Genomic DNA, 14,884 nt, shown 5'->3' on the forward strand with positions numbered 1-14,884 from the left:
TAATGACTGACATGTCTGTCAGTTTTATAGTGAGACAAGGATTAGCAATGAAAAACGCATTTAACGATGGCTTTTTATTTGGAGCTTCAACATCGGCTTACCAAATTGAAGGGGCAGCAAAAGAAGCCGGAAAAGGCCCTTCAATCTGGGATGAGTTTACGCATAAAAAAGGTAACATTCTCAATGGCGATACAGGTGATGTTGCGTGTGATCATTACCATCGCTACGCTGAAGACATCAGTTTAATGCAATCGCTGAATTTAGACGCCTATCGATTCTCATTGAGTTGGGCGCGCATTATGCCCGAGGGAAAAGGTAAAGTGAATCAAGCTGGGCTCGACTTTTATCGGCGTTTGGTCGACGGCTTGTTAGAGGCCAATATTACGCCCTTTGTGACCTTGTTTCACTGGGACTTACCCCTTGCGCTTTACCGAGAAAATCGCGGTTTTGTGCATCGCGATACCGCCCGCTATTTTGCCGATTATGTCGATGTAGTACTGGATGCATTGGGCGACAGAGTACATAACTGGATAACCATCAATGAGCCTTTTGAGCATGCGGCTTTTGGGCACTTGCTTGGCTCCCATGCTCCGGGGCATCACCGTCTAGGGCATTTTTTGAAAGTGATGCACCATCAATTACTCGGGCATGGTTTAGCAATGGCGCGGATACGTCAGCGCGGTGCACATCACAAAGCGGGGATTACGGTGAGTTTAACGCCTATTTTGCCTAATTCGCCCTCTCCTAAAGATCAATGGGCTGCTGATTTCGGCAATCAATTACTCAACTACATTACACTCGACCCATTATATGGCAAAGGCTATCCCAAAGAGCTACAGCGAAAATTGCGTTGGTTTTGGCCTCAGGTCACTGAAGAAGACCTATCGGTTATCGCCACACCTACAGATTTTATCGGAGTGAATCACTACAATTGCGAATACGCGAGTCACAAATGGTACATTCCTTTTCTCAATAGTTGGATATCTGGGTCAAAACCGGGTATCGAAAGCCAAAATGAGAGCGAGTCTTGTACTGCAATGGGTTGGGAAGTTAACCCCAAAGGCATGGAAACCGTGTTAGGTTGGTTGCAGCAAGATTATGGTAACCCACCAGTTTATATTACTGAAAATGGCGCGGCCTATACCGATTCAAAAATAAATGGGCGAGTGAGCGACCCATTGCGTCAGCAATACTTGGCTCGCCATATTGATAGTGTGGCAAAGATGAAACGAGACGGTGCGGATATTCGAGGGTATTTTGCTTGGTCGTTGCTTGATAATTTTGAGTGGGCCACAGGGTTTAACCGTCGTTTTGGTTTGATTCATGTTGACTACGCTACCCAGCAGCGCGTTATTAAGCAAAGTGGTCAATGGTACAGTGAATTTATTGCTGGGTGTCGACAAAGACAGGGAGAAAAGCGTGCATAAACGGGATGTCGTGACCTTACTTTTACTCGTGCTCATGTCATTTTTCTTGATGTGCGACATGTTTATTACCCCCGCCATTGTTGCGCCATTAAGTACGCAATACGGGGTTTCTGATGTTGAATTAAGTTGGGTAAGCTCTCTGTTTATCTTGCTTGGGGCGATTGTTGGCGTTGTTATTGGGCAACGGGCCGATAGGGCTAATCGCAAGCATTTGTTGATTGCTATTATTTTAATCGGTGAAATTCCGTGTTTTTTAACAGGCTTGTATTGGTTTACCGATACCTTCACCGGCTTTGTTATTTTGCGCACTCTGTGTGGCATAGGTATTGGTGGCATTTACCCGCTCACATTTTCATTGGTGAGTGACTATTTTACCTCTCGACATCGCGCTAAGGCCTGTGCAGCCGTTGATCTTGCGTGGGGCATTGGTACAGTGATTGGGCCGTTATTGGCGACCTTTGCCATGACCACAGAGTACGGATGGCGATTGGCGTTCCTTTTGGCTGCTGCGCCCAATTTTCCTTTAGTGCTCTTATTTGCACTGATTGCACGAGAGCCTGCACGAGGCCATGCAGATATGCGAGAAATTGATCATCTCGGCGAGACCCAGTATCAGACAACGCAAACAGGAGGGGCTAAGTGGGCCGACTTTCGTTTGCTCATGCGTGTGCCTACTAATCGGCTCATGTTTTTACAAGGTATTCCCGGCTCGATACCATGGGGATTGTTTCCCTTTTGGTTAATCATTATTTTTACCCAAACTAATGGTTTTAGTCATGAACAAAGCGTGGTGATTTGGGAAGTGTTTGGGCTGTCGGCTGGGCTCGGAGGGTTCATGTGGGCGCTGGTCGGTGACAAAGTGTTTCATTGGCGAGCAGCATATTTACCGGCAATGTGTGCCAGTGGTATTTTCATTGGCATTATACCTTGTGCGTTAATTTTTAATGGTGTGTTCACCTCATTTACTGCATGTACCTTAATGGCGTTGTTATCAGGTGTGCTTATTTCGGTACCGTCATCGAATTGTAAAGCGATACTGATGAATGTGAATCGCCCGGAACATCGCGGGCGGGTGTTTGCGTTATATAATTTGTGCGACAATATTGGCAAAGGGCTTGGGCCGGCTTTTGGTGGTGTGGTGTTAAGTGCCACTGCAAGCTATGCCACTATGGCTAATTCGGCTATTGCACTGTGGCTGTTGTGCGGTTGTTTATTTTCTCTAATGGTGTTTACCTTGGGAAAAGACAGACAAGCCTGCATGCAGCATTTACACGCTACTTCACAACCAGTTACTTGAGAATGCCGTATTCATGAGCACGAGTTATCACAATCCTACCTTTGACAATATTCCCCAAGCCAAACGAGATAAAGTCTTAGCCGTGGCAGCTGCTGCGTTAGCTTCAGAGGGGCTGGCCAGTGCAAGAATGAAAGATATCGCCAAAGCCGCTGGTGTGTCTTATGGTTCATTGTACAATTATTTTCCTACCCGAGATGCGATGATCCGCTGCATTATTCTTGAGGGAAAAGCATTGCAAGAAGCCTTGTTAGCGAACATTGCAGCGTCTGCGGCCAGTTTTTTTGACGATTTAGCAAACATGATTGAACAAGTACAAGCCATGTCTATTGCTCATAAGTCTTTGATCGCCATTTGGTTAGAGTTAAGTCAATCGTGTCATGCACGTTTTGTCGATGACATTGTTGAACTTGAAAACGCCGGTATTGTGTTTTGGAAAGCGCGGTTAGCTAAAGCAATAGAGAAGGGGGAGGTTACCCCTGCCATAGGTATTGCAGCTGCGGCACACATTATTGACAGTTTGATCAGCAGCTTGCTGGCCACCCATGTTAGCCCTATTCAAGCACAGCGCAATGACGCTTTATATCCTGACTTGGTGGAGCACGAACATCGAGACACCGCCATTCGAACCCAACTTATCGACACACTAACTTTGATGCTAGCGCGTCGATGAGGAGTTATTTACTCGTTGGCGCGTAAGACATAAATAAACGCATTACCACCTTTTCTGTCAGTGTTGCACCGAGTAGCATGCGCAAAGGCGCAAATACTTTGGCCGCCCAAGTGGTGCGATATACGCTCTTGGGTTTGGCGATAGTTGCCGCTGTGATCATTGCCTCAATGGTACTATTGGCGTCAGGGGCTTTGGCGTAACTGTCGTGCATATAACCTTTGAATGCCGCCATGATTTGTGGGTTCTTGGTGTTAGCGGCACGCTGGTCAAATTCATTAAAGGCAACGTCTTCAAAGCCCGTTTTCACTGGCCCTGGTTCTATTTGTATCACTTGAATACCTTGCGCTTTTGTTTCCATGCGTAATGCTTCGGCAAAGGCTTTTATTGCGTGTTTGCTGGCGGCATACCAACCACTCGCTGGGGTAGTTAAATAACTGGCAAGTGAGGCTGTGAAGAGTATACGACCGCGTTGTTTTTCACGCATGTGAGGCAAAACCGCTTGGGTAACACAGGCTGCACCAAATAAATTTACGTCGAATTGGCGACGTGCATCGTCTATCGACACATCTTCGATACAACCGTATACCCCAAAACCCGCGTTGTTCATCACTACATCGATTTGTCCGTGCTGGTCGATGATATGTTGTATACCTTGCTGTACTGAGAGAGGGTCACAAATATCCATTTTCATGGTGTGACCACCACGTTCTTCTATCTGCGCCATAGGGGCTGTGCGCCTTGCTACGGCATACACTACAAAGCCTTGCTCTATCATGCGCAATGCGGCGAGGTAGCCGAAGCCTGAAGAAGCGCCGACAATAAGGGCAACAGGTTGCATGGGTACTATCCTAAAGTTGGTTTTTAATTATCCGTAAAATGGCGTTGATCAGCGCAGGGCCTTCAGCTTCAATATCATCGCCCAAATACATAGTGAGACGTTTTTGGTAATAGGCTGAGCTGAAAGAAAACTGAAACATCACCAGCAAATTGTCGATGCAATAAGCGAGCACCCGAGTGTTTGTATCGGGGCGAATCTCGCCGCTCAGTTTTGCGTGTTCAATGGCATCAATTAAAAACAGCGCCACCTTATCTTCAAATGTCTCGCTGAGCTCCATGGCCATTTCTGCCATAGACTGGCTGGTCACATCCATATAGATTTGACTGAGCAACGGATACTTCAACGCATTCTCTCGGGTGAGTTCAAACAAACGAGAGAGAATGTGAAAAAAGTCGTCATCGGTATTAATCGATGTCAGAATTTTATCTAACAAGCTGTATTGTTGGCTGACGATAGTGAGAAATAAATCTTTCTTTGAGCCGAAGTAGGAGTACATCGCACCTATACTGATCCCTGCTTGCTTAGCCACAATATTGATATTTGTGCCTTTATAACCATTGGCGGCAAATACTTTAATCGCCTCTTGGATCACTTTGTCTTGCCGTTGTTTGGAGGTTTTGGCAAAGGCTTGTTTATAAAATGTCTCTTCTACTTGCGTACTCAAGAACCGCTCCTACTTGTTTAATGCTTCCGGGTTTGCCTCAGCCACTACTTTAAAGGCTTCCTCGGCTACGTCGAGGGTAAATTTAATATCATCTTCGCTAATGGCGCAATTCATAAACAAATTGTGATGATTAGTAAAAAATACCCCGCGTTTTACACATTCTGCCACCCATTGTTGATGCAATATCAGGTTACTGTCGTTGGCAATGCGCATGTACCACATGGAGGGTTCACCGCTGATTACCAGGTCAAACCCAAAATGGGTGCCGATTTCTTTCAGCCCTTGGGTTAGTAACCGACCTTGACTAAGCATTTGGCTGTCACCCGATAGGGCTTTTAATTTGTTAATGGTGGCGATCCCAGCGGCAAACGGCACTGCGGATAACCAATAGCTGCCGGTGTAGAACAAACTGGATATCGCATCGCGCAGTGAGTCAGCACCACATAGCGCAGAAAAGTTATAGCCATTGCCTAGCGCCTTACAAAAACAAATTAAGTCGGCTTTAAAGCCGTAATAGTGATCAGAGCCTCTGACGTCTAATCGAAATCCACAACGCACGTCATCTATTGCTAAAACGATACCGTGTTCGGTACACAGCTGACGTACCTTTTGCCAGTAGTCGGGGTCGGGTAATTGGTTGTCAACAAACGCAGGGTGCCAGTAGGGCGTTGACATAAAACAGGCAATTTGCCCTTTGTTTTCTTCAACAACGGCTTTTAACTGGGCAAAGTTGTTCCATTCAACATAGATATTGTTCGCTACGTCTTCTTCAACAATGCCTGGTGCGCCCATTTTTTGCGTCCAAGGTGCAACACCGTGATAGTTACCTTTGATTAATATGGTTTTGTTTCGACCCGTTGCGGCTTTGGCTACCATTAACGCTAAACTTGTCACATCGCCGCCATTTTTGGCAAAAAAAGCCCAGTCAGCGCAGCTAACGGTGTCGACTAAGGTTTCTGCCATATCGATCATATTGGTGAATGGCATTGTTGCACAGTCACCTAATGCGCGTTGGTTTTGTGCTGCCAGTTCTACGTCAGGGTCGTTGTAACCGAGTACGTTTGGACCGTATGCACACATGTAATCTACATAGCGATTGTTGTCTTGATCCCAGAAATACGCGCCTTCTGTCCGTGAGACGTATTTGGGGTACGCACTTGGAGGGATTGCGCACCCTCCAGTGGGGCCTAAGTGACCATAAATACCTGCGGGAATAACTTTTAACGCACGTGCAAAAGCGCGTTCAGATGCTGTGTAATCATGGATTTTCATTAGGTATTCTCGTTTAAGTAAAAGTTAGTGCGAAACAAGAGTTTGTCGAGACCGTCGAGGAGAGGTAAAAAACCGCTGAGTCGCAATGCCTCTGTCGCAATTGCGCTGAAAGAGTCGGTCTCGCCGCTCAAAACACGTTGCGCAGCATTGAGATCTTCGAATTCCATCTTTGCGTCGAAATGCTCTGTGTCACCAGAGTTCAGAGTGAGAGCATGATTTTTTACGGCAATATGAAAAGCACTGCCATTGCGTACGCTTAACAACATAATGCCATCGGGTAGGCTGTTAATTGTTTGTGCGACTTTAGGGTCGTGATTGCCAATTTGCACAGCCGCATTTAATGCCACATTGAGCGTCAGCTCAGTGTTTATGGTTTTGTATTCTGTCGTTTGGCACTCTGGCAGGTCTGTGGGTTTGAGGAAATACGCCAATCGGTCGGTCAGCGCGGTAAATGGTTTAGTTAGAAAACCTAGTTTGGTAAAACCACGTAAAATGAGTGGGTTAGCCTTGTTTTCTAGCATGCGATTAAAGTGATCATAGGACCGAAAATACAATACGATCGAAGCAGAATCTTGATGCTTGTTGGTGTGCTCTATACCGTTTGGGGTAAATTTGAGCATGAGTTCTGGGCCATGTCTTATTGTAAATTTCATGACCAATGGCTTACTTGGCATGAAGGTAAGGCTCAGTTTGTCGAACTTGGTCAGGGTAGGCAAGCTGCCTAATATGCCAAATAAATTGATATGAGCCAGTGTTTTAGCCTCTTTCATCTTTATCACTCACTTGAATATAATCCTTAATCGAGCGGTCGCTCGTTTTTCTGTATTTTTTATAACCATCAATCCATTGTTGTGTCAAAGGCTTTTGTTATTTTTTTTCTAAATAGTGATTTAAATCTGCAATAAAATTTTCGAGAACTAGGTAAATTTATCGTTAAAACAATGCTTTTTACGTGGTTTTATGAAGTTTTTATCAACTTTTTTTGAAAATATTAAAAATATTGCTTGAAATATGAACAGCGACTCGGTAAACCAATAAATAGTGTTGGAGCGAGCACTCGCTCAGTTATGTGGTGAAACGTAAAAAGGGATGAAAAAAATGAGAAAGCATCAACAAGACAAGCGGTTCGTTTTACGGCCGCTAACATTGGCAGTGATGTCAGGCTTTGCGTTCAATTCAGCTGGCGTGTTTGCTCAACAAAGCGAAGAAAGCGAGTCTCAGTCGAAAGAAGTGATCACTGTGACGGCGCAAAAACGCAGTCAGAGTGTGATGGAAGTGCCGTTGGCGGTCGACGCCATTGGGGCAGAGCTTTTAAAAGATACGGGGTCAGTGGCGTTAGGAGACATTGCAACCTACACGCCAGGCTTTTCGTTTAGCAGGAACGACGTGGTTCAGGCCACCGCGACAATGCGGGGGATTTCCAGTAGTAACATCAGCACAGGTGGTGATCCATCGGTAGCCATATTTTTCGATGATGTGTACTTACCGCGCGCAGCTCAAAGTGTGATGTTCTCCGATTTACAACGCATTGAAGTGTTGAAGGGACCACAAGGTACGCTATTTGGCAAGAATGCCGCAGCGGGTGTGGTGAGCTTGTTCCCCAATCAACCGGATGGAGAATTAGAAGGCTTTTTCAATGTGCGCCTGGGCAACTACCAACTTCAACGTTATGAAGGCATGGTTAATATCCCGTTGAGTGACGACGTGTATTTGCGCGTAAATGCGATCAGTAACCAGCGTGATTCATACATCGACAACATGTATCAGGATTATTCAGGTGAAGAGCTAGGCAACCGTGATCAACAAGCGGCCAGAGCGGCATTGAAATGGGTGATTTCAGATAATACGGATCTGCAAATATCCTATGACTGGGATAACCTAGACCAAGGCTACGCTGCACAAATAGGGGTGAGCGAATACGCATACAATCAAAATCCTGGTTCTCGTAAAATGGCAAGCGACGTTGAAGACGGGCATGAATCTCGTGATATGAGTGCAGTGACCATGAAGTTAAATCATACGTTTAATGATGCATGGTCTGGGAAGTGGGTGAGCAGCTACCGCGAGTGGGAGGTGTCGGGTCGTGATGACACTGATGGCACTGCTGACAGCACCCGTTATGTTGATACCATCAACGTGGAAGATTCCGATATTTTCTACAACGAGCTACAACTTAATTATCAAAACGATAAAGTCAGCTTTGTTGCTGGGGTAACCTACAGTGAAGAAAGTGTGTATCAGCGAACCACTGTGAATCTCACGACAGACACAGTCACGCGCTTGATCACTGAAGGGTTGAACGACTCTATTATCGGCGCGCTGCAAGCATATGATTATCCAGATGAAATGATTGCAGCAATGGGATTACCGGTTGATCACATTTGGGAGCCGAATGATTGGGCAACCTTATTAAGTGTGATGTCTAGTGTAGACCCAAGTGTGGGCGAATTACTGAGCGCGTTAGGCACATCGGCATTCGCGCCTGAATTGCCGGCGATTATCTCTGCCACTGGAGATATTACCTATGACACACTGGCCGCTGGGCTAGGTGAGAGTGCGCTATTAGGGCCGAGTTATGCAGGGCAACTCTGGGGCGAGAATATTGAGAATGACGGCGAGTTTAAAAGCTACGGTATCTATTCTGATGTCGACTATCAGATCACCGAACAATGGGGCATTGCTTTTGGCTTGCGTTATAGCATCGACAAAAAACAATTTAGCTGGCAAATAACCGAAAACACGTTAGCGGGTCTCAGTTTACCTACCATGATCGATAATTTGTTTCCGCTAATCGATGATTTGCAAGCTGATAAAGAGTGGAAAAAACTCACCGGTCGGGTGTTAACTCACTATGCCATAGATGAAGACCAACTGTTGTACTTGTCTTATTCTACCGGTTACAAAGCCGGGGGATTCGATTCACTTGACCCCACTACCGCAGCGGACCCATTTGATCCAGAAGATATCACTAACTTGGAATTAGGCTACAAGGCCGACTTATACGATGTATTCCGCGTGCAACTGAGTGTGTACGACATGAGTATTGATGGGCGACAATTGAGTGTAAACAGTCAGCTTGAAGGGTCGGCTGGTTTAGTACCCATTATTATCAACGGCGAGCAGGATATTCTGGGCGCGGAGTTGTTACTTGATTGGCAAGCGACTGACACCATGAAGTTCTCACTGATTACTGAGTACCGTGATACCGACTCAACGTGGGAACCCTACTATAACTACATGGGTGAGTTACAAACTGATTCAAATACCGCCACGTCTGCTACTACTTACACGATAACCGCCGATTGGTTGCCGGATTACACAATGTTTGGTGGCGAGTTCAAAGTACACTTAGATTATTACTTTGAAGAAAACACCGCTGAGGACGATGTGGACTTATTGCCCATTGCCTATTCGATCCCGGGCTTTTTTGACGATACCAAACGACTCAACACTCGGGTAAGTTGGACAAGCGCGTCAGGCGAGTGGGAGTTGGCGTTATGGGGCAACAACCTGTTAGACAATACGACGTATTACAACTTGGGTGGGTTTGCTGCTGAAATACTCGGCACGCCAACATTACGCGTGAGCGACCCTAGAACATTTGGTATCGACGTACGATACCGTTACTAACCCAAAAGGGGGCAGCATATGCTTAATTGGAATCAGCATTTGCGCAAAACCAGCAGTAACGGTTTAACGCGTATTATTGTAGGTATTTGGTGTTGTGGTGCGGTTTTCAGCGCCCACGCGGATCCCTACTGGGGAGAGTTTAGCGCCGACGCCTGTACGCAAATTATGCCGGGAAAGCGCCAATACTCGGCTATTTTACACGACATTCCGTGGGGACAGAGCTGGGAAGACACCTGTGCGTCAATGGGGGCGACGATTAATGGCGAAACCTTCGATAGTCCCACTCGGTGTGTGAATAACGGCTTGAATATGTGGGGCGAGTTTGACGTGTCTGACAACGCCTGCGAGGCCAATTGGGCGGCATTGGTGGGTACGGATTATTATACCCATCAGGACGACGGTTGTGTGGCTAGTGGTGAACATGCGGGCAAGCGTAAATACTCTTCTCGTTTGTGGAATGTGGCCGGAATGAGTTGGGAAGAAGCTTGTGCTGCAATGCCCATGACTCTTGCAGGTCAGACATTCGACACGCCTGACGCTTGTGTAAACGAAGGTGCAATGGGGATATGGGGCGAATGGTATGTAGCAGATTCTCAATGTGAGGCTACTGGATACACGTATACCCGAGGCGCAGAAGACGGGCTTGCCGATACCACAACGCCATTAACAGGCTATGTAGATTTACATGCGCATTTAATGGCTCACCTCGGTTTTGGTGGCATTATTTTTCATGGCGAACCCTATGGTAATGTGGCGGATGCATTAGCGGATTGTCCAAGTGGAGACGATGACGCTCACGCTGAAGGCCACGGCCGTGTGGAAGCCATTTTACAAGACGACTTGGTGGATATCGCCTCTGCAGCTCTCGGGTCTGCGACGCACGACAATAACGGGTACAGTGAGTTTAGCTTTTGGCCCGCCTATAATAGTTACACTCACCAAACCATGTATTACGAATGGTTAAAACGCGCGTATGAAGGCGGATTACGAGCCATGGTGGTACTGGCGGTTAACGGTGATTATATGTTTGGCGCTACTGACAATGGACTACCGGATATTATTAAAGGTATTTCGATTGCGGAAAACCCCATTTATGATCTCGACGACATGGCGACCTTGGTAAGGCAAACTCAAGCCGTGTACGCAATGGAGGAATGGGTAGACAACCAATACGGCGGGCCGGGGCAAGGGTGGTTTCGGATCGTGACATCGCCAGCACAAGCGCAAAGCGTAATTGCCGCAGGAAAGTTAGCCGTTATTCTCGGGTCTGAGGTGGATTACCTTATCGGTTGTACCCCCACATCTTGTGACCCCACTACCATAGAGTCGGGCGTGAACGCACTTTATGACTTAGGAATTCGGTACGTTTTTCCCGTGCACCTTAAAACCAATGGTTTCGGTGGTGCTGCCTTGTATAACATCTTGGCGAGTGGAGACAGTTACGATTGCAAACACTACGGACAAGATTGCAATGTCGAAGGGTTAACCAGCACTGGCTCAGTGATGTTAAATGCACTGATGAACAAGGGAATGATGGTCGATGTGGGTCATATGTCAGCGAAAACCTTCTCCAGCGCGTTAGATATTTTTGAGCAAGCGAATTATCCAGGCGTCGCCGTAGGGCACACAGGTTTGTACGATATGGCTAACGGAGCAAATCGTCACGAAGGCAATATCTCTGGCACTGACCTGCAGCGTATTACGGCTCTTGGTGGTATGGTCGGGCTCATATTAGGGCAGGGCAATCGAGAGGAAACAGCTGAGTGGCGGGGCGATGCGTCGTACATTGCTCATGCATGTGGTGGTACGAGCCAGACGTTTGCACAATCATACTTATATATGCAGTCGTTGTTAGGCAGTGGGGTTAATCAAGGTCAGCTTACTATTGGTTCTGACTTTAATGGCTTTGCTCATTTACCTGGGCCGCGATTTGGAGAAGACGCATGTGCTGGTGGCGTTAACAGCGCTATTGTGCAACCCGACAGTTCCAAGGTCAGTTATCCATTTGCGCCAGACACAGCATTAATTACGCCTGCGACACAAAATCAGAGTGTGACCTTTACCTCGCCGTATCAGCTAGGAACGCGAACCTTTGATTACAATACCCAAGGCTTGTCTCATATTGGGTTAATGCCCGAATTTTTTGAGGATTTACGTCAACAAGGCGTGAAACGGTCAGAGTTAGAATCTGTCTATCGCTCGGCGGGGTATTTTACGCAAATGTGGCAGGCAGCTTCACAGTACAGCGGGGCACAATAATCAGTGTATAGCTGGGCAATGCACCATTCGTGGATAAATGGCGTTTTTCAGTCATTAAACCTTTGACAGAAATGGCGGTACGCTATAATATGCGCGCCCTATGCAGAAAGTGAAACTCCCGCAACAGGTTGATCCTGTCAAAAGTGCAATGAAACGCTCCGATTATCGGGGTGTTGTTGCGTCTAAAGATTTGGCTCGCCTTAGCGGTTCAGTCGTCGCTTGCGACGAATATGTTGACGCGGAACTACAGTTCGAAAAAGACGCGCAGGGTCTTACTGTATTTCACGGCCAGCTTGAAACTAATGTAACACTTATCTGTCAGAGGTGTAATGAACCTTTCGAGGTGAACCTCCAAGCATCATTTTGTTTTAGTCCAGTGCAGGGACAACAAGATGCCGAGGCATTACCCGAAGCTTACGATCCGGTAGAGGTCAACGACCACGGAGAGATCGATTTATTTCAATTATTTGAAGACGAGCTAATACTGTCGTTGCCAATTGTGCCCTTTCATGCAGAGGAAGCGTGCAATGTCAGCAGTGATGATATGCAGTTCGGTGAAATCGAACCGGAACAAGAGCGACCAAACCCTTTCGCGGTTTTGAAAGAACTTAAGCGAGACCAGGAGTAAATTATGGCAGTACAACAAAATCGTAAAACGCGTAGCAAGCGCGGTATGCGTCGTTCACACGATGCATTGACAGGCGCGACTTTGTCTGTCGATTCAACGTCGGGCGAAACTCACCGTCGTCACCACGTGACTGCTGACGGTTACTACAAAGGCAAAAAAGTCGTCGGTGCTTAATAGCCCGGTTTGACAGTTTGTCTATGCTAACCATCGCGTTAGATATCATGGGGGGCGATCATGGTCCCCCTGTTATCCTTTCTGCCTGTCTCAAGGCAATTCGTAAACACACCGATTTCAATTTTGTCCTCTGCGGGCATCGTGATGTTATTCATCCAGCTATTGCAAGCTTAAGCGCGGAAGAGCGTGCGCGGGTGAGTGTTGAGCATTGCGAACAAGTGGTTGAAATGGGGGAAGCCCCAACCAGTGCTTTACGTACTAAAAAACATTCTTCAATGCGCCGTGTACTTGAATTAGTAGAACAGCGTGAAGCCGATGCGTGTGTGAGCGCAGGCAATACGGGTGCATTGCTTACGTTAGCTTATTATGTACTAAAAACCTTGCCGGGTATCGACCGTCCGGGGTTAGTGTCTGCAATGCCCACTGCGAGCCACCACAAGGTGTTTTTGCTCGACCTAGGCGCAAACGTTAACTGTACCTCTGAAATATTATTCCAGTATGGAGTGATGGGGTCAGTGTTGGCGCAAGAAATTGCTGGTATTCCATCTCCAAGAGTGGCTTTGCTCAATGTGGGTGAAGAAGATATTAAAGGCAATGCGCAGGTTAAATACGCCGACCAGTTGTTTAAAGATGCCAAAGGCCTTAATTACATCGGCTACGTGGAAGGCGATGATATTTTTACCGATTATGCTGACGTAGTGGTAACCGACGGATTTACCGGCAATGTGGCGTTAAAATCGTCAGAAGGCCTCGCCAAGTTGGTGATCAATGAAGTTAAACGTCAATCGCAGCTAAACATTTATACCCGTTTAATGGCGCGATTCGCCTTACCATTACTGAAAACTATCTATAATCGCGTGAACCCCGACCAGTATAATGGTGCCAGTCTGATAGGATTGCGCGGCATTGTTGTCAAGAGTCATGGAAATGCGTCTTCAGATGCTTTTTACTACGCAATCCATCAGGCAATGCAGGAAGCCCGAATGGGGGTTCCAGACAAAATAAAAAGTAAAATAGAAACTGTATTGTTGGAGCAGCTTTGAGCAAATATTCAAGAATTATCGGCACTGGTAGTTATTACCCCAGCGAAATACGCACAAATTCAGATTTAGAATTGATGGTGGATACCAGTGATGAATGGATCACGGATCGCACCGGAATCAAAGAACGCCGAATTATTGGTGAACATGAAACTGCGGCCACCATGGGCGCAGAAGCCGCCAAGCAAGCATTAGATGCAGCGGGCATCGACGCCAAATCACTTGATATGATTGTGGTAGCCACAACCAGTGGCCGTTATGCGCTACCAAGCACCGCCTGTGAAATTCAACGTATTTTAGATGTTGACGGCATTCCCGCATTTGATGTTGCCGCAGCCTGTGCAGGTTACTGTTACGCGTTGAGTGTTGCTGACCAATACGTAAAATCAGGTATGGCTAAACGCGTGCTAGTGGTTGGCACAGACTGTTTAAGTCGCCTTATTGACCCGTCTGATCGCACTATGGTTATTTTGTTTGGTGACGCGGCGGGTGCAACAATTATCGAAGCCAGTGATGAACCAGGTATTTTGTCTACCCACATTAATGCTGCAGGCTCACACGGCGATTTGTTATACGTAGGTAACCCTACGCGTGGCGACGAGCAGTCAGTGCATGAAAACTGGGGTGCAATGAAAGGCAACGAAGTTTTCAAGGTCGCAGTGACTAAGCTTTCTGAAGTGGTTGAGCAAACCCTAGCTGCAAACAATATGCAGAAGTCTGATTTGGATTGGTTGGTGCCTCACCAAGCTAACTTCAGAATTATCAAGGCGACAGCAAAAAAATTGGATATGTCACTTGACCAGGTCGTGCTAACGTTAGAAAAATATGGTAACACGTCAGCTGCAACTGTGCCGACAGCGCTAGATGCAGCAATTCGAGATGGCCGTATTCAACGTGGACAACATTTATTGCTGGAAGCATTCGGCGGTGGATTCGCTTGGGCTTCAGCACTTGTGCGTTACTAAACGCACCTTTTCCTGACCGT

Annotated in this window: 13 protein-coding genes; 9 read left to right on the top strand and 4 right to left on the bottom strand. The window is 46.7% G+C overall.

Annotated elements, in window-relative coordinates:
- Nucleotides 1-47: 47 nt before the first annotated feature.
- The 3 genes from ACXAH6_RS02280 to ACXAH6_RS02290 are packed head-to-tail and all read left to right on the top strand — an operon-like array spanning nt 48 to nt 3,394.
- Nucleotides 48-1,427 (top strand): GH1 family beta-glucosidase, encoded by a 1,380-nt coding sequence (locus tag ACXAH6_RS02280; protein ID WP_474874998.1) that lies wholly within the window; start codon nt 48-50, stop codon nt 1,425-1,427.
- Entirely contained in the window at nt 1,324-2,724 is a 1,401-nt protein-coding gene (locus tag ACXAH6_RS02285) for an MFS transporter (RefSeq protein ID WP_474874999.1), read from the top strand. The genes ACXAH6_RS02280 and ACXAH6_RS02285 overlap by 104 nt, the downstream gene beginning before the upstream one ends.
- A 13-nt stretch (nt 2,725-2,737) precedes the next feature.
- The gene (locus ACXAH6_RS02290; protein WP_474875000.1) at nt 2,738-3,394 is read left to right on the top strand and encodes a TetR/AcrR family transcriptional regulator; all 657 of its coding nucleotides are present in this window, start codon (nt 2,738-2,740) and stop codon (nt 3,392-3,394) included.
- Nucleotides 3,395-3,398: 4 nt separating this feature from the next.
- Here ACXAH6_RS02290 and ACXAH6_RS02295 read toward each other — a convergent pair whose 3' ends face one another.
- Genes ACXAH6_RS02295 through ACXAH6_RS02310 form a run of 4 tightly spaced genes read right to left on the bottom strand, consistent with a single transcriptional unit; the run spans nt 3,399 to nt 6,938 of the window.
- Nucleotides 3,399-4,232: an SDR family NAD(P)-dependent oxidoreductase gene (locus ACXAH6_RS02295; RefSeq protein ID WP_474875001.1), complete on the bottom strand. Its 834-nt coding sequence runs from the start codon at nt 4,230-4,232 to the stop codon at nt 3,399-3,401.
- 10 nt (nt 4,233-4,242) lie between these two features.
- Nucleotides 4,243-4,896: a TetR/AcrR family transcriptional regulator gene (locus tag ACXAH6_RS02300; protein WP_474875002.1), complete on the bottom strand. Its 654-nt coding sequence runs from the start codon at nt 4,894-4,896 to the stop codon at nt 4,243-4,245.
- A gap of 9 nt (nt 4,897-4,905) precedes the next feature.
- Entirely contained in the window at nt 4,906-6,168 is a 1,263-nt protein-coding gene (locus tag ACXAH6_RS02305; RefSeq protein WP_474875003.1) for an aminotransferase class III-fold pyridoxal phosphate-dependent enzyme, read from the bottom strand.
- A complete protein-coding gene (locus ACXAH6_RS02310) occupies nt 6,168-6,938 on the bottom strand; it encodes a hypothetical protein (protein WP_474875004.1) in 771 nt (256 codons plus the stop codon). The genes ACXAH6_RS02305 and ACXAH6_RS02310 overlap by 1 nt, the downstream gene beginning before the upstream one ends.
- 328 nt (nt 6,939-7,266) lie before the next feature.
- Here ACXAH6_RS02310 and ACXAH6_RS02315 point away from each other — a divergent pair, with 328 nt between their 5' ends.
- From ACXAH6_RS02315 to ACXAH6_RS02340, 6 genes are all read left to right on the top strand, one after another.
- On the top strand, nt 7,267-9,798 hold the full coding sequence (locus ACXAH6_RS02315; protein ID WP_474875005.1) for a TonB-dependent receptor: 2,532 nt from the start codon (nt 7,267-7,269) through the stop codon (nt 9,796-9,798).
- Nucleotides 9,799-9,816: 18 nt separating this feature from the next.
- Nucleotides 9,817-12,057 carry a membrane dipeptidase gene (locus tag ACXAH6_RS02320; RefSeq protein ID WP_474875006.1) on the top strand — a complete coding sequence of 747 codons (2,241 nt, stop codon included), beginning with the start codon at nt 9,817-9,819 and terminating at the stop codon, nt 12,055-12,057.
- 100 nt (nt 12,058-12,157) lie between these two features.
- Complete coding sequence (gene yceD, locus ACXAH6_RS02325) at nt 12,158-12,685, top strand: 23S rRNA accumulation protein YceD (protein ID WP_474875007.1); 528 nt, start codon at nt 12,158-12,160, stop codon at nt 12,683-12,685.
- 3 nt (nt 12,686-12,688) lie between these two features.
- Nucleotides 12,689-12,859: a 50S ribosomal protein L32 gene (gene rpmF / locus ACXAH6_RS02330; RefSeq protein ID WP_474875008.1), complete on the top strand. Its 171-nt coding sequence runs from the start codon at nt 12,689-12,691 to the stop codon at nt 12,857-12,859.
- A 23-nt stretch (nt 12,860-12,882) separates the two neighbouring features.
- Nucleotides 12,883-13,902, top strand: a complete 1,020-nt coding sequence (gene plsX / locus ACXAH6_RS02335; RefSeq protein ID WP_474875009.1) for a phosphate acyltransferase PlsX — start codon at nt 12,883-12,885, stop codon at nt 13,900-13,902.
- A complete protein-coding gene (locus ACXAH6_RS02340; protein ID WP_474875010.1) occupies nt 13,899-14,864 on the top strand; it encodes a beta-ketoacyl-ACP synthase III in 966 nt (321 codons plus the stop codon). The genes plsX and ACXAH6_RS02340 overlap by 4 nt, the downstream gene beginning before the upstream one ends.
- Nucleotides 14,865-14,884 lie beyond the last annotated feature (20 nt).

It is taken from the genome of Alteromonas sp. ABE4_545 (assembly GCF_056161325.1).